Raw genomic sequence first — 21,738 nt, 5'->3', positions numbered from 1 at the left:
AATTGCTCTACTATTTCTATTGCCTTATCGCAATATAGTGATACTAATTCTGCGGATGAGAACTGACTAGCATTATCAATGGATTGCTGATTTACTTGGTCTGGCCACGTTAATTTCATGTCTTTTATAGAAATACTGTTAGCCGTTTTAATCTTATTAATCAAGTCTTTTATCTGTTCCCACAATAACCACCTTATACCAAAAATTATGATTAAAGCTACTGTAGGCCAAACTGCAGATTGCAATATTACTTCCCAAAGGTGTAGCGTTGTCTTATACGTTTCTAACTGATATCCCCATTCTGTCATAATACCATCCATTAATGCCCAGTTTCATTTTACTGTTCGCTGTAATACATTAATTTCCTGCAAAGGGATTTACATCCAGCGGATTAAACACTGGCGGCTTCGTCAAACCTGGCCAATTTATTCGTCATCATCAAATAATTCCAAGGAATTAAGTGAAAATTCGATACTAATTCTTCCGCTCAATTACACTCACCGATGGCACCTCCTAATTATTTTTTTCAGATTTTTCCATGTTGAATATAGTCGTACTTGGAAATACTATCCTTGGAGGTGATTTCCTTGAAAAATTCTGCTGATCATAGCAAAAAGTTTGATCGTAAGACTCATGTTATTTCAAGTTTAAATGGCAAAGACACACCCCCTGCTATTAAGAAAAACATCTATGTGGATCAAGAAGAAGAGACCCGGAAAGTATAACTGCCACACTTTCCATTCAAGAGTCAGAGAATTGCCTTAAACAGTTCTCTGACTCTTCTATCGCTAACCAGCTACTGCCCAAATTACCCCTCCACTTGTTTATTTGTCTCGGTTCCTTAACTTTGATTAGCCGACTTTCCTTGGCTGTTTATCAATCTTCAGCGAATTATACACTTTTAATCTTGCCCACGGCTGCAGGATTGTTATGGCTTTCAGATACAGAGGATACAGAGGGACGGCTGTTTTTCTTCCTTTGCGGGAATAGGCTCGATACAGTGCCGAGTAGTCCAGTTTGGTGTAGTATTTATATGTGTAATTTTTTTCATAGCAGTTTAATTTTACAACGAGAGGCAGGTTCTGCGGAACCTGCCTCTCGCATATTTTTTTAACTTGGCTTATGGCTGTTCGTTTATAAATGCTTATGGTATTACCGAAAAAAAGAAGAAAAAACAAATATTACTGTTTGAATAAGTTCAATAAATTTAATATCATGGCTACTACGCCGCTGGCGATAAGCGGCCCAATCGCCAGACCGTGCAAAAAGCAAACCCCGCCGATTGTACCAACAATCAAAGCAGTCGTAGCCTCAGGCGATGCCTTCAAAAAATACATGCCTTGTGTTGCTACCCAGGATACAATCATCCCAACAATAATGGCAATCAGACCTGACTGAGTTTTGAAGGCATCCAGCATTTCGCCTATGGAAATCCGCCCCTGTGCCAACGGCGTTAACACTGCCATCGTCAAAATGGTGATACCAATATTTAGTCCATAGTTTTCGATACTCGGAAACCATGTTGTCAAACCCATTAATTTTATTATCAGAAGCGCCGAAACGGCCAGGGATACGGAATGGTTGTTTCCAATAACCGCTAGTACGAGAATGACTAATAGCGGCATATTGTCCCAATTCATACTTTCACATCCTAAGTTAGTCAAGATACGCCTTTGGCATTCTTATGTCATCAGAAATGTTGTTATAACTTCTGACAGACTAAAAGAAAAAAAGGTAGCCACCATGAACTTAGAGGCTACCGGCATAGTGAAGAGGAGTCTTACCCTAGTGCGATAGCTCACCATCCGAAGATGACAGTGCCGTACCTATTGAATACGGCCCCAGCGCCGGGAATTAGCATTCCCCGTCACTTCGGCAATTCGCCCTTTCCTCACATTTCATCACAGCCAGCTCCTTGTAAGTACTATTGCGTCTCGCGCCTCTACCATACCGATTATTAAGTTGTTAACTCCACGCTGTCAAGAAATTGTTGAAAATTGCCTGATAGCCATTATACTGCTTCCACAATATTTTCCGCCACCAGAAAGTCCATCCGCCTGAGAGAGTCCACCGTATACGAACCAACATGCGCGGTAGCCACCACATTATCCAGACCTTCCGCAATGATGGGATCATTCACTGCTGGCTCGGTTTCGAATACATCGATGGCCGCACCGGCGATTGTTTTGCTTTTCAGCGCGGCAAGGAGCTCACCTTGGTTTACCAGACCCGCTCTGGCCGTGTTAATCAAATATGTGCTTGTTTTCATCAAGGCAAACTCCGGAGCACCAATCATGTGCTTTGTTGCTTGATTTAACGTACAATGCAAGCTGACAAAATCAGCTTCGGCTAACAGTTCTTCCTTTGAGCACAACGTTAACCCATTTGTTGCAACAAATGCATCATCAGGGTGCCGCGTGTTAACCAAAATTTTCATATCAAAGCCTTTAGCACGTTTGGCAACTGCTTTTCCAATACGTCCTAACCCAAATATGCCCAGAGTTTTTCCCCAAACATCGCTGCTGACCGGACGATACCAGCTGCTTTTTCGTAATGTAGAGTCAATCTGCGGCACCTTCCTTGCCAAAGACAGCATCAAAGCAAATGTTAAATCCGCAACTGTCTCGTATCCCGGCATTTTAGCTGTTGTTTTAATTTCCACGCCTGCCTGTTGAGCCGCCAGGACATCAATATTCTCGATACCCACACCATGCCGCGATACCACTTTCAAATTCCGGCACTGTTTGAAAACCTCCTGGTTAATTTCATCCGAACTGGAATAAACCAAAATGGCGTCAAGCCTCTGCCTGGCATCCTGCTGGATGATGTCTCCGGCACTCATAGCTGAACCTGCCGAGTTCCACACAATTTGCCAACCATTCTCGGCAAAATACTGCTCCAGATTTTTTCTATGCTGCAAATCGATTTGGCTGCCAAATTCTCTAGATGTGATCAATACTGTTTTCAAGATATCCAATCCTTTCCGCTCTCGCATAGTATCATTCCCGGTATGGCCCGCTACTGCTAAAGGTGCAGCAACGCCTGCATACCAAATTCAGGATACTTTCAATAAGTCGAATAGGGTCAGATTTCTTCTTCACTATGCATCAGACTGTATCCAAATTCCCTTGGCTTGGATTTTTAACAAACCGCTACATATTTACTATATTTACCGGCGGTTGACCGCTTATGGCTCTCGCAATGTTTTCCAGACTAGCCTGCAGCATCTTGCGCATTGCCCCGACGGTAACTCCCGCAATATGCGGTGTCACCACCAACCGCTCCCTAGCCGCAGGTGAAAGATTCAACAATGGGTTTTCCGGCCCTGGCGGCTCTGGCGCGAAGACATCAATGGCCGCACCACCAATGCGTCCGGTTTCCAGCATATGCGCCAAAGCCGTCTGATCAACTACTTCACCACGCGCAGTATTAATCAGCAAACTGCCGGGAGACATAAGTTCCAGTTCTCGATGTCCGATGAGACCGCGAGTAGTATCATCGAGTGGCACATGCAGGCTTACGATATCACTTTCTGCCAGCAATGCCTCCAAAGATTTATAACTTACCTGCAATTGAGCTTCTGTTGCCGGCAGTTTCTTCCTGACAGTGTAGTAACTGACTGAAGCTCCTAAAACATTTAAGATTTTCGCTACATGCTGACTAATCGATCCTAAACCGATTAGCCCAACCTTGCTGCCTTCTATGTCACTTAGTCCCTGCTTAAATAGAATTTTTCGTATCTCTTGGTACCTGCCGGCTTTTATTTCCCGATCAGCCACAAGGATCTGCCGTTGGAGCGCAATCATCAGGCCTATGGTGAATTCGGCCACTGATTTGGCATTTTTGCCTGGAACATTGGCCACCGGAATTTTTAAAGTTGCTGCCGTTTGCGTATCAATACGGTCAAATCCCGCACCTACGCTCTGAATCAATTTGATATGAGTCATGTTTCGCAGGACATTGGCGTTAATTTCGGGAGTACTGGCCGGCACCAACAAGTAATCCGCTTCCTTGCAGGCCAGAATCAATTCTTCATCTGTTGACGGATTGATAAACCGAATGTCCCAGTCTTCAGGCAATGCAACCTGTGACGCATCAAACCGCCACTTTGGCATGGCACTTATTACGATAGCCATATCTGCCCTCCTAACTATTGTTTTTGCACAAGCACTTTCATCGCCGCCGCGACACGTTCCAGACCTTCACGGCAATCTTCATACGACACAGCGTAAGATAGGCGGAAGTGGCCGTTGCCGCTTGCCCCGAAAGCCAAGCCGTCGACTACCGCAACACCCGCATTGTCCAATAAATAGTCGGCTACCTGAGCCGAAGTCATGTTGGGCAAAGTAATGCGGGGAAAGACATAAAAGGCTCCTTTGGGGATTCCATTCAATTCAATTCCAGGGATTTGACGAACCATGTTGAGCACCAGTTGACGGCGGCGGGCAAATTCTTCTGCCATAGCATGTATGCAGTCTTGCGAACCGGTAAGTGCTGCCACCGCCCCATGCTGGGCGAAAGTGCAGAGTGACAGCATAATATTCTGCTGCAGCCGGATAGCTGCGCCAATGACCGGCTCAATAGCAGCAATATAGCCGATGCGCCAGCCTGTCATTGCATACGTTTTCGAAAGTGAACCACACAGTATGGTTCGTTCCCGCATTCCCGGAAATTTAGCAGGTGACAGCCGGCATCCCTCGTAGACCAACTGGTCATAGGCGTCATCACAGATTAACCACAGATCATGCTCGCAGGCAAAGGCAGCTACTGCTTTTAGTTGTTCCTCCGACCAAACACCTCCTGTAGGATTATGGGGGGAATTCACGACAATCGCCTTAGTCCTGGGAGATAGTGCTTTTTTAACAGCATTCCAATCGTAGCCGTAGTTTTGATTCGGCTGCAGTCCAATTTTAACGGGGACACCGCCAGCCAGCCTCACTGCCAGGGGAAACGGGCCAAAACAAGGATCAGGAAGAATTACTTCATCCCCCTCATTAAGAATGCTCAAAAAGCTTAAATACAAAGCTTCCTGTCCCCCGGCTGTAATTATGATTTCGGTATCAGGGTTGTAAGTCAGATCTTTATCTGCTTTAAGCCTTCCTGCAAGGGCTTCCCGCAATGCCGGTATTCCACTGTTCGGCGCATAGTGGACAAAGCCTTTGTCTAACGCCTGTTTCGCAGCCTCTTTGATGTGAGCCGGAGTATCAAAATCGGGGCGGCCTATTTCAAAGTGAATCACTTTTTTACCTTGTGCCTCTAACTGATTGGCTTTTTCAAAGACCTTACGAATTCCTGCGAAAGCAATCTGGTCCAGTCTCTTTGCCACTGTTACATTTCCCACAGACAGACCTCCTTCAAATATCGGATAAGATTCTATGCTCGCAGCGAGCATCCAATGATGAATGAGACTAGGCGAGCCGCTTTGCAAAAATTCCAATCATATTGGTCAGAGTGACTTTTTTCTTAATTTCTTCAATGTTAATGCTGTAGAGGTTTTTCTTTTTCATGCTATCAAAATATACCGAACCGGAGAAGGTGTACTTCTTAGTTAATCCTTCTTTTGTCTGCATTTTTTCATTCACATAAGCAATAGCATCACCGCAAGCCAATTCACGTGAAATTTCGATTGGTTCAAGCCCCAATGCAAGTCTTGCCGCGTTATGACCTGCAAGTGTTCCGGTTACAATGGCTTCGGTATGACCGACAAGTAATCCGGCTTTTTCTCCGGCACAAAAAACATTTTTCAGACTTTTTACCTGTAAGGCATTGTCTCTGGGTAGCATGCCGAAATAGCGAATAGAGTTGCCGATACCACCAGCATATGGATCTTCAAACCGGGCATTAGCGCAACCTGGTATTTGGCGAAGCAACCCGAGTGGATAATATGCTGACATGAGTTTGGCATGGCCGGTATCTAACAGAACAATGTTCTCCGCAAATTCCTTTAGCGCGTACTGCTGGCATGCTTTTTGCCCAAGAGATTCCATGCTCTTTTGCAAGTAAGGCGGAACCGCAATAACACAAACACCGGTTCTTTCGAGTTCTTCCTTAATTTCGGGAGCAAGAGAATCCTTGTGAAGTTTACATGATCCACTCATTGCACCCAGAGTACCATCGGCTTTTTCTCCGATAATTTCCTTTACACCAGCCTTAGCAGCAATACTTAAACGTGGTCCAAAGGTCGGGCAACGATAAATGCACATTGCACAACCATTGCCGTACTTCATGCAATTACCCTGGGGACCGGCTGTACCAGATGCATCAACAAAGCCATCACCACAAGCTTCGAATTCCTCATCATTATGTAATACACCGGCAATAACTTTGACAATTTTGCCATCCGCCACGGTAACATCTTTGATGCGAGCCATTAAATGAATTTTTATACCAACCGCCAACAGTGCTCTGCGAACTGCAGGTTCAATGGTTGATACATCATATAAGCTAACATGCTTATGCCCTGGAAACTCGATATTCTTATGGCGTGAGTATGCATCACAGATTTCAAACAACTCCCCGCCACCCATTGCAATCATTTCCTCCGTAGCAGTAAATCGACCGTTATTACGCATAATTCCGCCAACCAAGCCGGTGCCAAGCAGCATGTCTGCCCGTTCAAATAGTTCTACCTCACAACCAGTGTTTCGCGCTGCTAACGCAGCAGCAGAACCGGCCCAGCCTCCACCGACAATTACTACTTTCTTCATCATTTTTGCACCTCCTCATTTTCACCTACTATATAAACCACTAGATTTCTTTGGGTATTAATCGTCTCAATACCTATCGCTTTTTTCGCTCCTTCTGACCTCACTCTAATTGCGTTCCTCGCAGCTAAGTCTGATCCTTATAACAATGGCGATTCAATAAAAAATATGCTATGCAACTGCCAATCAACTTTTATAACAGTTGCGCTTTACAACGCTATGAGAACCAAAATAGCAAGGGCGACATATTTATATAGGGAAATCTTAGGAGGTGTAGTTAAAAATGAAGTGTTGCTTTGAGTGGAGCGCGCAGAAGGAGATTGAGATAACCCCAAATAATTACTTTGAAAGTATTGTTCTGGCAGGGGACGCTATATGCCCAGATACGGCTGGTCGTGACGAATTTTTATTAGCTGGTGTTATTATGCCCGGCAAGCGACTCGCGGGGTCTGGACGCAGCAAATGCTATAGCTTGGCGGATATGTCAGGAGCAATAGAAGCTGCACCGTCCATTTGGGTAGCTCTTAAGAACGATCTATCAGAAATATCCTTCAAAATCAATACTGATATTATACTTGACCCAGGTCTATTGGCTTCTAGTTTGAGCTTAGACATAGCCACAGTAAGTGGAACGGCAACACATATTCCGCTTAACCGGTCTGATGTGCGAATCGACTGGCAGTCACGCGGAACTTTCGTGGTAACAGTTTCCAGGATATAATAGCGATCAGACTATCGTCACTAACTGCGGGCCAATTTGTATAAAATCCCCAGACGGCGAACTAGCCTTTTGTATCGTCCAAGGCAGAGCTTTTCGTGGCCGCCGGCGACCGCGTGGGAACAAGCTGTCTCTCAGTCAATTCGTCCAATGATTTATTCATAGTCTCTTTTCCCAAGAATATAATGTCCATCGCAATGATCGCCAGCACAACGGTAAACATGGTGAACACAGTACCATACTGATCCGAGCCTGTCATTAGGGCTCCGACAGCAATTGGAGCAATAATGCCGCCGATCCGGCCACAGGCGGCAGCCCAGCCCACACCAGCCGCCCTTGCGTGGGTAGGATATTGCTCTGCAGAATAAGCGTGAGTTATTCCCCATGCACCTAGATTGCAAAATGACATAACGCAACCCCAAAGCACAATGTCTTCAGCAGACTTGGCACTGCCAAACATATAAGCAGACAAGGCACAGACGACCAACAAGGATCCCATAGTCGCCTTGCGCCCAATCTTATCCACAAAATACGCGGCGGCAAAATAACCCGGGATTTGGGCCAGGGTCATATACAACAGGAATTCAAAAGAACGAATGAGGGTATGCCCACTTTTTACCAATAGTGAAGGAAGCCACGTAAAGATACCATAATAGGAATATACCATACCAAACCATAAGACCCATAGGCAAATGGTACGCCGGATATAAAGCGGGGACCAGAGATCGATAAAGTTAAATTTTTGTGTACTTGCACTTTGCACTTCTTCCGCGTGAGGCTGTTCACCCACCGGAACACCCAATTCCTGCTCAATTTTAGAAACCAACACATGGGCGTCCATATGTCGTCCCCTACTTACAAGGTACATGGCTGATTCAGGTAATATTCGCCAAACGTAAACAACCATGAGCGCTGGCAGCGCCCCGATATAGAAGGCAAGTTGCCAACCGTATTTGGGGATGATCAAATAGGCAATCAAAGCTGCCAGCAGCCAGCCAATTGCCCAACTGCTATTTTGAAGCACCAGCATTTTACCACGATGTTTTACAGGAGCATACTCACTCATCAGCGCGTTCGCCACTGGTGGCTGTCCACCGACTCCTGCACCTACTAAGAAACGAAATGCCAATAAGGATTCGTAGTTCCATGCTAGACCGCACAGTCCAGTACCCAAGGCGTAGATTCCCAACGTTGCGACAAAAATCTTTTTCCGCCCTACCCTGTCTGCCAAAGTGCCGGACACAATAGCGCCAACCGCCATACCCACTAGGCCAGCGCTGCTGATATAACCAATTTGGACCGGGGATAAGTTCCATGCCCCGATCATTTTTGCTAAAACGAATGCAATAAGTCCCGTGTCTAGCGCTTCGAATGCAATGCCCGACCCCATTAATGCCAGGAGCCGATAGTGAAAACTACCCAAAGGAAGCTTACCCAAACGATCAGTTATAGTTGCCATTGTCTTGTCCTCCCTACATTTCATATTCGCTATAAATCTACAATTTGGTTGTGACAGGATCACCTTATGCCTGGCTGCTCGTTACCTCCTTCCTTGTTTATCAGATATTCGCTGGCAATATAGTCCGCATAATTTCGGATAGAGGTGGTCCCAACCTTATTTAACGGGGTAGACGTAATCCGCTCGCGAAAGAGGACAACCTCCACGTCCGGTAGTATTTTTTGCAAAGCAATGGCCAGCGGCAACCCGTTCTCCAAAATTTCCATGGCATGACAATTGCCGATAACGAAATTAAGACCAAGCTCTTCCGCCTTTTTCACTAGGTCACTATCTTTGCTAACCCGACTTATCGACGCAATAACCGTATCTGCTTCCGGGTGCTCTCGCTTTGCCATTTCAAGATGTTGTGCCGTGAAGCCAGTATGCGGGAAGATATGAAGAATTGTTCCAACTTTATTTTCTCGGTTGCCAACAAGCAGTTTGCCTCCTGTGGCCACATTAGTTTCACAAATGTCATGACAATTCCGCAAGTTTTTTTCTGATAGCAGCATTTTCTGTTCTTCCTGCATACCCATAAATTCATTTAGCCTATCCAAAATAGCCCCGATCGTTGAAATCTCCTTCAGAGCTTTGCCAACATACAGGATATTGCCGGGTATATTGCCGTAAGCAATATCCACACGGAAAGACTTATGACCGTGTATATAAGCAATGCCAGGGTGTAGACCATGAAAAGCCTCATGCAATTCAAAAACTGCTAATCCATACAAGTTTAAATACCCTCGAATCGTTACACCACCGGAATTAGCAGCTTCAACCACCGGATGATGAGCAATAATAGCATCAACACCGGTTGCACCGGCTAATTCAATATTACATTCCGTAAGTGTCATGGTTACAGCGATCTTTTTTACGGTGGCCTCTAAGTTCCCACAAATAAGACCAGGCATTTCCATGCATTCTTTACCAGGGATGTTAGAGGACTTCATGATCACAAATTTATTCTTACCACTAAATATATCGTCTAGATTCTTCACGCATCTGCCGCCAGTTATTTTATCCAATGCATTTAAAACGTCTTTTACTGTAATAATCCCATCCAAGATAACGACCTCCTTGATCGGTGAACAAGTTGTGTTTTCAGCTATAATATTACTTGTCTGCATTTACAGGGCCTATACTTGTCCGAATAAAATGAAAAACCTCCTTAAAAAAATAAAGCTACCGCTAAGTCATGGCACATGAGTACGCTTGTTCTACGTACCCAGTAACATTCCAAAAAGCGGTAGCTTTCGGCTCTCTTTTGAGTTCCTACGACCCACCTATAGACATTTTATCGCATCATCCAAATCATGAAAACGACATACTACTAATTATGTCGTTTTCGATCTTAGGTTTTTAGTGAAGCATCCTTAAGCAGAATAAACGTCACTGCCAGTTCATAATCGGGAGCGTAATCTTTTAGAACGCAGACCACCGGCAGCCCTAGTTGATCTATAATCTCTTCCTTCAGGCGACGTTTATACTCGTCTAATATCGCCACATCTGCTAATCGTGAGGACATTCGATCGCTTTGGTCAAGTGCGGCCAGTGCTGGGATGCGCTTATGATCTGCTGTAATAATAATCTTGTTTTCTACAATTGTTACCCGTTGTTTCCGCAAGCCTGTTCCAAACAGTGAAAGATTTACATTATTATTGACGCGCGCAATTTCTTGCTTTAAGTCTGCATCCAGCATTTTCATAGTAAATCTCTCCAATTCATTGAGATATCAGCGAAATCTCAATTCTCTGTCCAGGCTTTTATGTTTTAGGAAAAACAACGCAGTTTAGAAAAAAGACCTCCTGAGCAAAAGCTCAGAAGGTCTGCATTGACCAATAATCTAATTTTATTTTATTTTAACACGGGGTTGCTATTTTTTCAAGGGCGAATTTGAAATTTTGTGACAAGCTTTCTTTCCCCGCCCGGAATATCAAAATCACAAAAATTATAAATTCAGCTTCAGAAAGACTACCTTAAATATCTTCAACCTGCCCCTTTCTAATCATATGCGTTAATTCAATTCTACAAATTGTTCTTTCAGCAGTTTCAAAATAAAGATACTTAATGTTAAATTCTTTTAAATACTTTATATTGCCTTCCTGCCATAAAAAAGCCTTCCAAACAAATGCCTGGAAGGCTTGATTTTACTGGAGCGGGCAAAGGGATTCGAACCCTCGACCCACGGCTTGGGAAGAGCCATGAGAAGAACGAGATATTAAACCTCTGAATCCGCGTAAATACTGTGTTTTCTTAACCTACGTCCAAGCATAGTATAACATTTATAAAGACTTCTGACTACCCAAAAATGATTTTAATTGGACTCTAGCTACCCCATCACTTTATTATAGGACAATTTTAATTCATCCTCTAAATAAGCACATAAATCCAGAATTGAATTATCAAATGGGTCTCTAGTATGGTTCTTATGTCTTCTCTTCCTATTGAAATCATTGTTTAGCTGTAAAATTTCATCCAGTTCACTTTTACTAAGAAAGTTTATTCTCCCATATACGCCCATTTCATGAATTTGAGGAGAAACTTTATTATTTTCATCTAATGAAAACTTACGATATATTATCATATCATTTAATTTATGCAAATTCTTATCTGCAGTAATTAATACGGGTAATTCATTTGAAGAGATGAGCATCCTCGTAAATGTTATAAAATACATGTCAATTGAGGCATTCCAAATATTATGGATTAATTCGCTTAAAGAGTTTTCCTTTTTGTCCATTATTTTTTTCAGACTACCGCACTCATCAAAGATATAGAAAATCGCAAACGTCAAAACTTGCGAAAGAACCATATCGACTTTTTCATCTATAAAAGCTAAGAAATCTATATATTTGTAAATTTTTCCTTTATTCAACCGTTTAAGTAAATAAAGTTTTAATAAACAGACGTAAATAACCCTTATATAGGGAATAAATGGAATGTCTTGTTTAAGTGCGTTTATTTTAGAATTACCTTTTGGACTATAATCTTTAACTATATTTACTTTTTTTACTGTCAAAGCAAATCTTTCAAACTGATATGTATTCATTTGAAAAATTTGCTGAATGGCGCTTGTAATTTCCCTTTGCTTTTGCTGATTCATAGTAAAATTACTTACCGTTCGAGAGGACTCTTCAATAGCTAATGCATATATAATATTTGAGTGGTAGGGACTCAAAAGACTATGCAATTCTTTAATCGCGCTATAACATTCTGGTCTTTTTGTTTTGAAACTTAAAGGAGCATAGTAAAAATCCCTATACAAAATACATAAATTTGTATCCAATATATATATTATATTATTTTTATATTCTTTATAATTATCAAGTAATGCATATATATTTCCACATTCCTTAATAAACGAAGAAGAACAGTAAATTTCCAAAGTTTTCACCACCGCTCAATTCAAAACCGTACATTGATTACTATTTTGTACTGAAAATCGGAATTCCCATTTGTGTTAAATAGCGCGATGGGGATTGTGCTCTTATATCTCCCCAAGGCATCTTTCGAAATTTGGGGTATGTAATATACAACAATCTTTTAGAGCGAGTGACTGCAACAAATGCATTATGTTGTTCTTCTAATAAAGCTTTACCTTGTTTCTGAATCGCTCTATAATCAGGAAATATTCCCTCACACATACCGATAACAAAAACTACGTCAAACTCCAGCCCTTTAGAAGTATGAACAGTCAACAATGCAACTGCATCCTTTTCTGTTTGAAGCTGTGTAGTCCCTAATGCCACTTGGTTACGAAACTGCGTTAAAGTACGAGACCCATAGCTAGATGTACTTACGTATTTTTTCCAATGCTGCTTCCACATAGCAATATCATTAACGACCATTTCCTTTTGTTGAATCTCATTTTCAAAAGTACTCTCCGCACATTTTTCCAAAATTCCTAATGCCTTTAAGAAATTAGGATTATCGTCAGTTAACGTTTTCCATGCCGATAAAAGAGCGTCCCCACAGTTGTGCCAACTATCTTTTGAACGATTACTATTCATTGCACAGTCATATAAATTACGAAGAATTGTATTACCGTCGTCAGTAGATTTATGTAAAGTTATATCCGTATTATTTACATTAAGTAACTTTGCCAGTTGTTGAAAATGAATGTAGTCGGCAGGATTAATTAATAATCGCATCCCTAGCTCAAAACACTTTATTAGCTCCGATTCACTTTCTTGCGCCGAAGTAAGTCGAATATAATAAGGAATACTACTTTTTGATAACTTTTCTTCAATTTGCTTAGCAACATACCTATTTCGAGCTAATATGGCACATTTATTCCAGGATACCTTCCCTTCAATATCATTGTGCCCTTTCCGACTAAGTTCCTCTAGATATTTAACCACCCATTCTGCCTCTTCTTGTTCATTAGCGCAGCAAAAAGCTTGCACTTCTCCTTGTATCGGCAGTATCCCCTCCATCTGGAAATCAGGCTCTAGTATCTGCGCAACCTGAATGACTGCCCTAGAAGAACGGAAGTTTTCAGTCAACTCGATTTGGGTAGGTGAGAAATCTTTAACAAAGTCACTACACATAAATTCACTGCTAGCATCATTGAATCCATATATAGCCTGCCTAGGGTCGCCTACCATCATAACATTCTTGAATTGCTCGCCGCATATAGATTTTAATACATTATACTGTGCAAAATTGAGGTCTTGTGCTTCATCAATGCAGATAAACTTATATAAACGCCTATACATATCTGCAATCTTGGGCCTCTCTGTAAAAATTTTATACGTCAAAAGTAACAAATCATCAAAATCAATTGCGTTTTGTGCTCTCAGCATATCATCATATTGACGATATAAATATGCGGATAGATTTACTTCATCACTTTCATCAGGTTTTTCAAGAAAAAATTCTGGACTCCGTAAACTACGCTTCTGTTCACTAATAAATTGGTAGACTTGCCCGAGAAACTGCTGCGGTTTTTCTTTCTTTATTAATATAGACTGCAATGATGGATTTACCTTAAATACATCGCTAAGAATTTGAATCAAATCTCCTGTTGAGCTAAATATATGCGGAATTCCTTGCACTCCAATTGCACTACCCCTTTGATTAACCACTTCCATGCAAAAGCTATGCATTGTTCCAATGAAAGCCTTATTTTCTAAATCGGTTATATCTGATAACCGCTCCCGCATCTCTTCTGCTGCTTTGTTAGTAAAAGTTAGCGCTAATACTCTGTAATGTCCAATTTTATTTTCTAATAAATTTCGAACGCGCTCTGTTAGAACTCGCGTCTTACCACTGCCAGCACCTGCTATAACGAGCAACGCACCGTCCCTATGCTCAACTATTTTACGTTGAGTGTCCGAAAGTTTAATCACAACTCATCACTCCTAGGCTGTAACGATAAAGTTGCCGATATTATTTCTAATAATTCGCGCACCTTAGAAGGAAGCCTTCTTTCCTCATCTGGTAGCATGCATAGTTTATTAGCAACGGAAGGTGCAAATTGTGTTTTACACCCCTTCATTTTTAATAATAACTCTGAATCGCTCATCGGCTTCCACCTAGCTTCTAATGCCCTTCTATGTCTTTCGTTTGTCGCCTGCTTTAAATCTTGCTCTTTAAATACCTCTTGAATTTCAATTGAGTATCCTTCATCAATAAGATATTTTTCGAAATTACCGTTGTTCGGAATAATTACGATTCTATTATCTTCTTTTTCTTTAGCTTGCCTCAATGCACTTCTCATGTCTCGTAACGGTATTGGTTCCCCATCTGAAAAAACAAACCAAGGAATATTAAAATTTTTAGCTAGCCTCAAAAATGGTAAGTACTTTCCTGCCCCACCAACACCGACAAAACTTATTCCGAGTTCATGAGGATGTACACCCCAATAATGTTCAGCAAAAATTGGCAAAGCTTCCTCTTCCGTCTCTCCTTCAAATAAAACAATCGCTCTTGCAAAAAGTATTTCGCCTCGTGTATTCAGTACTTCCCTTTTTAACTTACGAATAGCCTCTTCATCGAAATCAGCAATATTGAGTTGTCTTATTGTTGTACAAGAACCTTTCTTGCTAAAATGTCTCAAATCAAAGACATTTGCCATACTTGCTATATAAGGGGAATGAGTACTGACAATTTTTTGTCCCGTCAATGATTGTATTTGTTGAAAAACGTGTCTTTGTCCATGTGGATGCAAATGGGCTTCAGGTTCTTCCAAAGCTAATAAAGGGTGAAGCGGTGTCGGACTATCTGAACTTTTTTGGGATATTTCCAATAACCATGATGTATATGCCCGAAAAATAAGTAATGCCGCCCAACTTCTAGTCCCCATACCATGCTGACTAATTGGAAATGCTTCACTTTGCCCATCTTGGAAATGAACATCCATGCCTCGATTTAAATCGCGAATTTTTCGGGTAAGCGGAGTAATGTGTACACCTTCTTCATTTTGCGAAACGACACTATTTAATTTATCCAACTCTATCTTCATATGACTTAAAACATCGCTTGTAGAAACAATTTCTGCATTTATTTTATTAAGCTGTTTTTCTATTTTACTAATTTGTTTTTCAGTTAAACCTACGTCTGACACTAATCGTCCCCAATATGATGAGCGGTCTTTAATATCTTCAGAAATATCACGTTGCGCATCGATATAGTATAAAGGGACTTTTTCTAGACTTATATGACTAATATTCTTTTCGCTTGCCTCTGCCAAATCAGAAGTCCACTTATCTAGAGAAAATTGCTCCAAATAATAATCTCTTAATACATCGTACTTTATTTTAGTCCGTATTGCTACAAATTCCTGGTCAGATGCATCCATATTGATATTGTTTCCAAAGTACTCTCGCCACATATCATTAAAACTATCACTTTTTTTACCTGTCTCGTCATCCATTGGGACAATCAAAACATCAATAAGCGCTTGACGGCTTCTGGGAAGTTTTTCTTTAGGGGCTACATAGATATCTTCTTTCGAAACAATTCTTTTCCCGATTCCAAGTGCCAAATATAAAGCTCTTAAAAAACTAGTTTTTCCAGCATTATTAGCCCCCGTCAACAATGTCACTTCTCCCAGTGACACGTCAACGCTATGTAAAGAATGAAAATTTCTAATACGAACTTCACTTATAAGTATCCCCATCAAAATTCCCCTTCCAATATCACACTATAAACAAACGGGATAAACAGACCAACAAATATTTACTTAGTCAAAGGGTCTTAAAAAATAACGTATTATGTTAGCAGTCCCATCCAGTTTCAGCAAAATTTGGACAAATCATATCGTAATTATACCGCTTTTTACGCGGAATTTATATCCATAATTTTGCATTTATCCCGTTATTCAGAAAACACATCAACAATTCGTCGCAAAAAACAAACAAACTAGAGGCTAAAAGCCACTAGTTCGTTTGTTTTTTTGGTGAGAAGCCTGCCATAAATCACCTTACCTTTTTGCTGTAAGAGATTTGCGAAATATTATCTTCTCAATAGCATCATGTATATGTCGATAAGCCAAAGAGTCATATTCCCTGATACTAATTAAGTTTATTAACCGAGGTACTACCTCAACACTACCAACTTCTCCAAGAATAAATACAGCTGCAATCCACGCATCTTCATCACTCAAGTGCCTTGTTGCTATATCACTACAAATATCATCATTCATCAACCACAGATACTCTAATGCTACAGTTTTAAAAATACTATCATTACTCATAGCAATATTTCTAACTTCATCAATAGCACAGTCGTCATATTTCTTTATAACCCAGTCAAAATACCACCTTAGAGAAATTCTGTTTGGAAGTTCAATTAATCCCTCTGCCTTTTCAATAGTAAATTTTCTAAAGACCAAATCCAAAAATCCATCAGCCAGTTGAATACGAAGGTGATAGTGGATTTTTCTGGTCTCCGTAATAATATAATGAAGTTTGGCAGATTTTTTTAATCTGCCGTTTATGTATTCAGCGACGTTACCTGTATTACGTCTCTGATACTCAACGTGCTTGCAGTCTTCAAATATCAATTTGTAAAGGTATTGAGGGTCATTCATGTATTTTCTATCATGTGTTGGCCACTCTCGTTCGCATGATAACTCAATAGTTAATTGATTTCCATTATCGGATATAGCTACCTTTAAAATTATACTATCATGAAAGTAATCACTGAAGATAAAATACTTTAAATATCTATTGGCTATTTCTTTCGTTTCATGTTCATAGTTTAACATAATATCCTCTTTCGGCTCTATTCATTCAATATCCCTAAAAGATGCCCCTACTGCCATAATTCTATTTATCGCAATACTTATTACATTCTATTTCCTGAATCTATCAGGAATTGATTCCAACATCACTTCAGTAATAAGCTTGTTTTCCATTAGGTGCCTTGTTATTTTATAAAGATACTCTTCCGACACATCAAAATATTTCTCACGATAACCGCGTTCAATTAGGAAATCTAATGCCTTCGCGGCTCTTCGTACAAAAACTGCGGCATCATCGTAATTCATTCCAATGAATAAAGCAATTGTATGATTTACATATGTTATTAAATTATAGTATATTGCGTTTCTCCTTAACCACTCAGGTTTAAATATGTCTTGAGAGTTAAGTATTTCAGCATATCTTATAATGACATTATTTCTATCGTTCATTTCAATATCACCCCTTGTTCTAATGGTGTCAAGAAAAATTATACAAATATACCCGTTCTGCTATCATTCTCATCAATGTATTTGAGGCTCTCAAAACCTTTAGATTTTGCATTCTCATGCATCTTTTCTATCAATAAGGGTTCTTTGCAATATACATCAACATAACTACTATCTGCCACCAGCATAATGATTTGACATTCACTAGCAATAAAGTCCTCATATTTATGTATTCGAGACTGAGAAGTACTACCTTCGGGATAAGCTTGTATATTTGCAAAAATCAGGTAATAAGTGTTGCTATTAATTAAATCGAAAAAGTCCGCTCCCTTAATAACAGAATCAGGAAAAAGCTCCTCGCCTAATTTTCCATTCACGCTCTTCCATATTTCCGTATGAAAGTCAACTCTCCACTCAAAATTAACACAATCAATTGGCTCCAATATACCTGCTATAAATTTACCATACTCATTTGGTATCTGAAATCGTATCCCTCTATACAACCTTATTCACTTCCTCAACTAAATTCATCAGTAAAAATTGCATATTGGCTTAAAAATCTGTCTATCCTTGAATACACTTCTTTTGTAGAACCATAAATTTCACGTTCAGCCAAACTATATTCATCTAGCATTAATGATAATTCTCTTTCTTCTGACTTCGGCAATGATTCATATGAATCAATATAATGTAAATACGATACTACCTTATCCTCAGAGTTTATATTCTCAATATAGCTTTTATAAATTAATCCCAATATAACTTTAATAGGAAAATCACAACGTTGATTTCCCTGTATTTCTTTTAATCGAGATATTATATCTACGATTTTTTTATTTTGCATTAACGATACGTCTATTAAATCACTATAGTTTGGCTGACCTTGCTCGATATAAGAGTCAATCCAATCAAACACTTCATCTTTGCTAAAAAATCCACAAAGCAATCCAATTCGATAGACCTCTATGCGTTCTTTAAACGTAATCAATTTTGTAACTCCTTTACGCAAAGTCATTTTTACATTATTTAAGTGATGTAGTCAAATTAAGCTTGTCGATTAATTATTTCACCAGATAATGGATATAACCTCCTTTAGACCAAAACTTAAGCCAGCAATCCTAGAGGATTGCTGGCTTCAGACTGTAGACAAAAGAGGACTCACTCCCAGTTTTATGGTAAAATAGAACTGGGAGTGAGTTTTATGTATATGAAGAAAAACCGAATAAATCAAAGGCAAATTAAATTTTTGTGCTTAGAAGATTTGGTTCCAGATAACCATATCTTGCGAGATATAGATAGAGCAATAGATTTTAGTTTTATTTATGAGGAAGTCAAAGGATTATATAGCGAGATCGAATGGGGCAAGCCTGGGATTGACCCCGTGTCTCTATTCAAAATCGTATTTATTCAATATCTATTTGGTATCCGCAGTATGCGTCAAACCATCAAAGAAATTGAAGTCAACATGGCCTATCGGTGGTTTATCGGCTATGACATCGGAGAGACAATTCCTCATTTCTCTACCTTCGGGAAGAATTATGCCAGACGTTTCAAAGATACGGATGTATTTAAGCGAATTTTTACCCAGATTTTAGCAGAGGCAATTCGCTGTGGCTTTGTCGATGCCAGTGCTGGTTTTATTGATGGAAGCCAAATCAAAGCTAGTGCTAATAAAAAGAAAGCTACTAACGAAATCGTAGAAAAACAGGCAAAACAGTATCAGCAGCAATTAGATGAGGAAATTGCAAAAGACCGAGAAGCCCATGGGAAGAAAGCATTAAAAAATGACGATGATAATACACCAAACCCTCCAGAAACAAAAAACATTAAAAAAAGTACTACTGATCCGGAAAGTGGCTTGTTTCATAAAGGTGAACATGAAAAGTGCTTTGCCTATGTGGCAAATACAGCCTGCGACCGGCATAATTTTATACTTGATTTTGAAGTAGGAGCAGGTAACATTCATGACAGTAGAATGTTTGATGGATTATATGGTAAGCTCATTCGCCAATTTCCTGAAATACAAGTAATTGCCGTCGATGCTGGATATAAAACACCATGGATTATGAAGCAAATTATAGATAGCAATAGAATACCTGCCGTTCCTTACAAGCGTCCTATGACGAAATCTGGCTTTTTTAAGAAACATGAATATGTCTATGATGAATATAACGATTGTATTCTTTGTCCTGCCAACCAAGTGCTCCCCTATAGTACAACCAATCGTGAAGGATATCAAGAATTTAAAAGTAATCCAGATTACTGTAAAGACTGTAAGTTCCTAAATCAGTGTACGCAAAGCAAAGCACAGCAAAAAGTAGTGACGCGCCATGTATGGGAATCGTATATGGAATTAGCAGAAGACTATCGGCATACCCCTATGTATCGAGAAATTTATCAAATGAGAAGTCAAACGATTGAGCGCGTATTTGCCGATGCTAAAGAAAGACACGGCATGAGATACACCCAGTTGCGTGGTCTGCAAAAAGTTAAGATGCAGGTGACGCTTACTTTTGCCTGCATGAATTTTAAAAAGCTAGCAACCTGGAAACGCAGGAAGGGGCTCTTGGCCCCTATTTTTCCAGGTTATTTAAAAGAAAAATCACAAATCATATGTTCCTGGTTCCAGTTTATTACAAAAGGCACCTTACGCTTCGCGTAAAGTGCCTTTTTGTCGACGATCTGAAGCCAGCAATCCTAGAGGATTGCTGGCTTTTAACTTGTTATAGTTCTTGTTTCCATTGCAATAGTATATTCTTTCTCATTATCGAAAACCCGCTTCCGCCACTAGGCTCGCCAGGATACCACAGCCCATTATACCAAGCGCGATTTTGGTCATTAGCAGGTATGTATTGGCATCGCAACATCGCCAATACATTAATCCTATAAGCAGGTTCTCACCGCGTGTTTTACATTTTATGGATTGAGTTCATTGGTAAAAATATTTTTGAAATCGCCTTCAAAATCAGTCACTTTTTTGCACATTGGTACCATGTCCTGTGCATCAAATACAAATTAGTTGGTTTTGGTTAGTTATAGTCAGTTACGTCCATTCCCAGTGGGCATGTTGTAAATATTATCCAATGAAATAAATTTTTATATACCCCCGTTTTTTCAGAAAAAGTTTGTTTAGACGTGATATGCTATGAATTGTCAACCAGGAAAGAAAAAATTGTAAAGGAGTGATTCTATGAAAACCTACGAAAAAAATCTCTACATCAAACGTCTCAAATCTGGTCATCTGGTAACCAACGTTCCTCACAAAGTCATCAGCCATTCACCTGGTGGTTTTGAAGTCGGCTATAACGGATGCGGCCCTGCAGATTTTGCCCTCAACGCATTATTAATGGCAACAACTCAAGAAAAGATTGCTTGGGGCAACTATCAAGACTTCAAACGTCATTGGGTATCACAACTTCCTTATGAAGGCGGAAGCATTCCCATTGCCACAGTACGACGCTGGCTCTACAAAAACATCATTAAAAAGCACAAATTGTGCAAATAGGAGGAGTTCATATGAAAAATATTGCAAGCAAACTGATTAAGGTATCCCGCGAGTGCGCCGCCGTCGCTAAAAACGGTACAAATGATTTCCATCGTTACACTTACGTCCAAGCCAATGATGTCGCCAAAATAGTTAATCAAGCGCTTATCAACCACGGCATCGCAACCACAGTTACTCACGAAGTATTAAATTTTAGTTCTGCCGTTAACAAAAACGGTAAAGAGGAAAAGGTTGTTACAGTCAAAGCCACCGTCACGTTCGTTGACGCCGATTCAGGAGAAACTCTGACAACCACAGGACTTGGCTCTGGTCAAGACATTGGCGATAAGGCCACCATGAAAGCAGAAACTGCCGCACTAAAATACAGCTATATCCAAGCTTTTAACATGGCTTGCAGCGACGCAGACCCTGAAGCCGATTCTAGCGTCGACGAACGGATGGGTGCAGAAAAACAAAGAATTGCAAATGCAAGCAATCCCAAAATCCCTGTACAAAACAATACGACATCTTCACCTACCCAATCGCGTTGTTCTTCATGCAATGACCCAATATCGTCTAAAGTGCGCGAATACTCCATACTCAACTTTAACCGTCCACTTTGTCTCGATTGCCAAAAAACACATTAACCCCGACTACGCAATCAAAGGAAGTGGCTCTATCGTACAAAAAAAATAACCT

Annotated in this window: 21 protein-coding genes and 1 riboswitch; of the genes, 5 read left to right on the top strand and 16 right to left on the bottom strand. The window is 40.3% G+C overall.

Features of this window, described 5'->3' with window-relative positions; genetic code table 11:
* Nucleotides 1-320, bottom strand: a 320-nt coding sequence (locus B9A22_RS25505) for a hypothetical protein (RefSeq protein WP_176215543.1), incomplete at its 3' end; no start/stop codon positions are given.
* Between the two features lie 267 nt (nucleotides 321-587).
* Here B9A22_RS25505 and B9A22_RS25500 point away from each other — a divergent pair.
* Nucleotides 588-725, top strand: a complete 138-nt coding sequence (locus B9A22_RS25500) for a hypothetical protein (protein ID WP_176215542.1) — start codon at nucleotides 588-590, stop codon at nucleotides 723-725.
* Nucleotides 726-1,181: 456 nt separating this feature from the next.
* Here the strand turns inward: B9A22_RS25500 and B9A22_RS15340 are convergent, their stop codons facing one another.
* From B9A22_RS15340 to B9A22_RS15320, 5 genes are all read right to left on the bottom strand, one after another.
* Complete coding sequence (locus B9A22_RS15340) at nucleotides 1,182-1,640, bottom strand: DUF441 domain-containing protein (RefSeq protein WP_084576824.1); 459 nt, start codon at nucleotides 1,638-1,640, stop codon at nucleotides 1,182-1,184.
* Between the two features lie 146 nt (nucleotides 1,641-1,786).
* Nucleotides 1,787-1,953: riboswitch (Lysine riboswitch) on the bottom strand.
* Nucleotides 1,954-2,011: 58 nt separating this feature from the next.
* Nucleotides 2,012-2,995: a phosphoglycerate dehydrogenase gene (locus tag B9A22_RS15335; protein ID WP_084576823.1), complete on the bottom strand. Its 984-nt coding sequence runs from the start codon at nucleotides 2,993-2,995 to the stop codon at nucleotides 2,012-2,014.
* 157 nt (nucleotides 2,996-3,152) lie between these two features.
* Nucleotides 3,153-4,136: a 2-hydroxyacid dehydrogenase gene (locus B9A22_RS15330; protein ID WP_084576822.1), complete on the bottom strand. Its 984-nt coding sequence runs from the start codon at nucleotides 4,134-4,136 to the stop codon at nucleotides 3,153-3,155.
* A gap of 14 nt (nucleotides 4,137-4,150) precedes the next feature.
* Nucleotides 4,151-5,341, bottom strand: coding sequence for a pyridoxal phosphate-dependent aminotransferase (locus B9A22_RS15325; protein WP_176215541.1), 1,191 nt, complete (start codon nucleotides 5,339-5,341; stop codon nucleotides 4,151-4,153).
* 67 nt (nucleotides 5,342-5,408) lie between these two features.
* Nucleotides 5,409-6,710 carry an FAD-dependent oxidoreductase gene (locus B9A22_RS15320; protein WP_245824006.1) on the bottom strand — a complete coding sequence of 434 codons (1,302 nt, stop codon included), beginning with the start codon at nucleotides 6,708-6,710 and terminating at the stop codon, nucleotides 5,409-5,411.
* A 277-nt stretch (nucleotides 6,711-6,987) separates the two neighbouring features.
* Between B9A22_RS15320 and B9A22_RS15315 the strand changes: the two genes are divergently transcribed.
* The gene (locus tag B9A22_RS15315) at nucleotides 6,988-7,425 is read left to right on the top strand and encodes a hypothetical protein (RefSeq protein WP_084576820.1); all 438 of its coding nucleotides are present in this window, start codon (nucleotides 6,988-6,990) and stop codon (nucleotides 7,423-7,425) included.
* 61 nt (nucleotides 7,426-7,486) lie between these two features.
* Here B9A22_RS15315 and B9A22_RS15310 read toward each other — a convergent pair whose 3' ends face one another.
* From B9A22_RS15310 to B9A22_RS15260, 10 genes are all read right to left on the bottom strand, one after another.
* Nucleotides 7,487-8,881, bottom strand: a complete 1,395-nt coding sequence (locus B9A22_RS15310; RefSeq protein ID WP_084576819.1) for an MFS transporter — start codon at nucleotides 8,879-8,881, stop codon at nucleotides 7,487-7,489.
* A 59-nt stretch (nucleotides 8,882-8,940) separates the two neighbouring features.
* A complete protein-coding gene (locus B9A22_RS15305) occupies nucleotides 8,941-9,984 on the bottom strand; it encodes a Nif3-like dinuclear metal center hexameric protein (protein ID WP_217805965.1) in 1,044 nt (347 codons plus the stop codon).
* A gap of 287 nt (nucleotides 9,985-10,271) precedes the next feature.
* Nucleotides 10,272-10,625 (bottom strand): Na-translocating system protein MpsC family protein, encoded by a 354-nt coding sequence (locus B9A22_RS15300; RefSeq protein ID WP_084576817.1) that lies wholly within the window; start codon nucleotides 10,623-10,625, stop codon nucleotides 10,272-10,274.
* Between the two features lie 624 nt (nucleotides 10,626-11,249).
* Nucleotides 11,250-12,305: a hypothetical protein gene (locus B9A22_RS15295; RefSeq protein ID WP_084576816.1), complete on the bottom strand. Its 1,056-nt coding sequence runs from the start codon at nucleotides 12,303-12,305 to the stop codon at nucleotides 11,250-11,252.
* A 40-nt stretch (nucleotides 12,306-12,345) separates the two neighbouring features.
* On the bottom strand, nucleotides 12,346-14,271 hold the full coding sequence (locus B9A22_RS15290; RefSeq protein WP_084576814.1) for an ATP-dependent helicase: 1,926 nt from the start codon (nucleotides 14,269-14,271) through the stop codon (nucleotides 12,346-12,348).
* Entirely contained in the window at nucleotides 14,268-16,043 is a 1,776-nt protein-coding gene (locus B9A22_RS15285) for an ATP-dependent nuclease (RefSeq protein ID WP_084576812.1), read from the bottom strand. The genes B9A22_RS15290 and B9A22_RS15285 overlap by 4 nt, the downstream gene beginning before the upstream one ends.
* 303 nt (nucleotides 16,044-16,346) lie before the next feature.
* The gene (locus tag B9A22_RS26080; RefSeq protein WP_245824005.1) at nucleotides 16,347-17,132 is read right to left on the bottom strand and encodes a hypothetical protein; all 786 of its coding nucleotides are present in this window, start codon (nucleotides 17,130-17,132) and stop codon (nucleotides 16,347-16,349) included.
* An 87-nt stretch (nucleotides 17,133-17,219) separates the two neighbouring features.
* Nucleotides 17,220-17,558: a hypothetical protein gene (locus B9A22_RS15270; RefSeq protein ID WP_084576811.1), complete on the bottom strand. Its 339-nt coding sequence runs from the start codon at nucleotides 17,556-17,558 to the stop codon at nucleotides 17,220-17,222.
* Nucleotides 17,559-17,596: 38 nt separating this feature from the next.
* On the bottom strand, nucleotides 17,597-18,058 hold the full coding sequence (locus tag B9A22_RS15265; RefSeq protein WP_176215540.1) for a DUF2691 family protein: 462 nt from the start codon (nucleotides 18,056-18,058) through the stop codon (nucleotides 17,597-17,599).
* A gap of 14 nt (nucleotides 18,059-18,072) precedes the next feature.
* Nucleotides 18,073-18,543: a hypothetical protein gene (locus B9A22_RS15260; protein ID WP_084576807.1), complete on the bottom strand. Its 471-nt coding sequence runs from the start codon at nucleotides 18,541-18,543 to the stop codon at nucleotides 18,073-18,075.
* A 213-nt stretch (nucleotides 18,544-18,756) separates the two neighbouring features.
* Here B9A22_RS15260 and B9A22_RS15255 point away from each other — a divergent pair, with 213 nt between their 5' ends.
* The 3 genes from B9A22_RS15255 (at nucleotide 18,757) to B9A22_RS15245 (ending at nucleotide 21,686) form a co-directional block, all read left to right on the top strand.
* Nucleotides 18,757-20,217, top strand: a complete 1,461-nt coding sequence (locus B9A22_RS15255) for an IS1182 family transposase (RefSeq protein WP_084576806.1) — start codon at nucleotides 18,757-18,759, stop codon at nucleotides 20,215-20,217.
* A 528-nt stretch (nucleotides 20,218-20,745) separates the two neighbouring features.
* On the top strand, nucleotides 20,746-21,060 hold the full coding sequence (locus B9A22_RS15250; protein ID WP_084576804.1) for a DUF6166 domain-containing protein: 315 nt from the start codon (nucleotides 20,746-20,748) through the stop codon (nucleotides 21,058-21,060).
* Between the two features lie 11 nt (nucleotides 21,061-21,071).
* On the top strand, nucleotides 21,072-21,686 hold the full coding sequence (locus B9A22_RS15245; RefSeq protein WP_084576803.1) for an ERF family protein: 615 nt from the start codon (nucleotides 21,072-21,074) through the stop codon (nucleotides 21,684-21,686).
* Nucleotides 21,687-21,738 lie beyond the last annotated feature (52 nt).

This window comes from Sporomusa malonica (genome assembly GCF_900176355.1).
GTDB classification, from domain to species: Bacteria; Bacillota; Negativicutes; order Sporomusales; family Sporomusaceae; genus Sporomusa; species Sporomusa malonica.
This window is presented reverse-complemented; position numbering and strand designations above follow the sequence as displayed.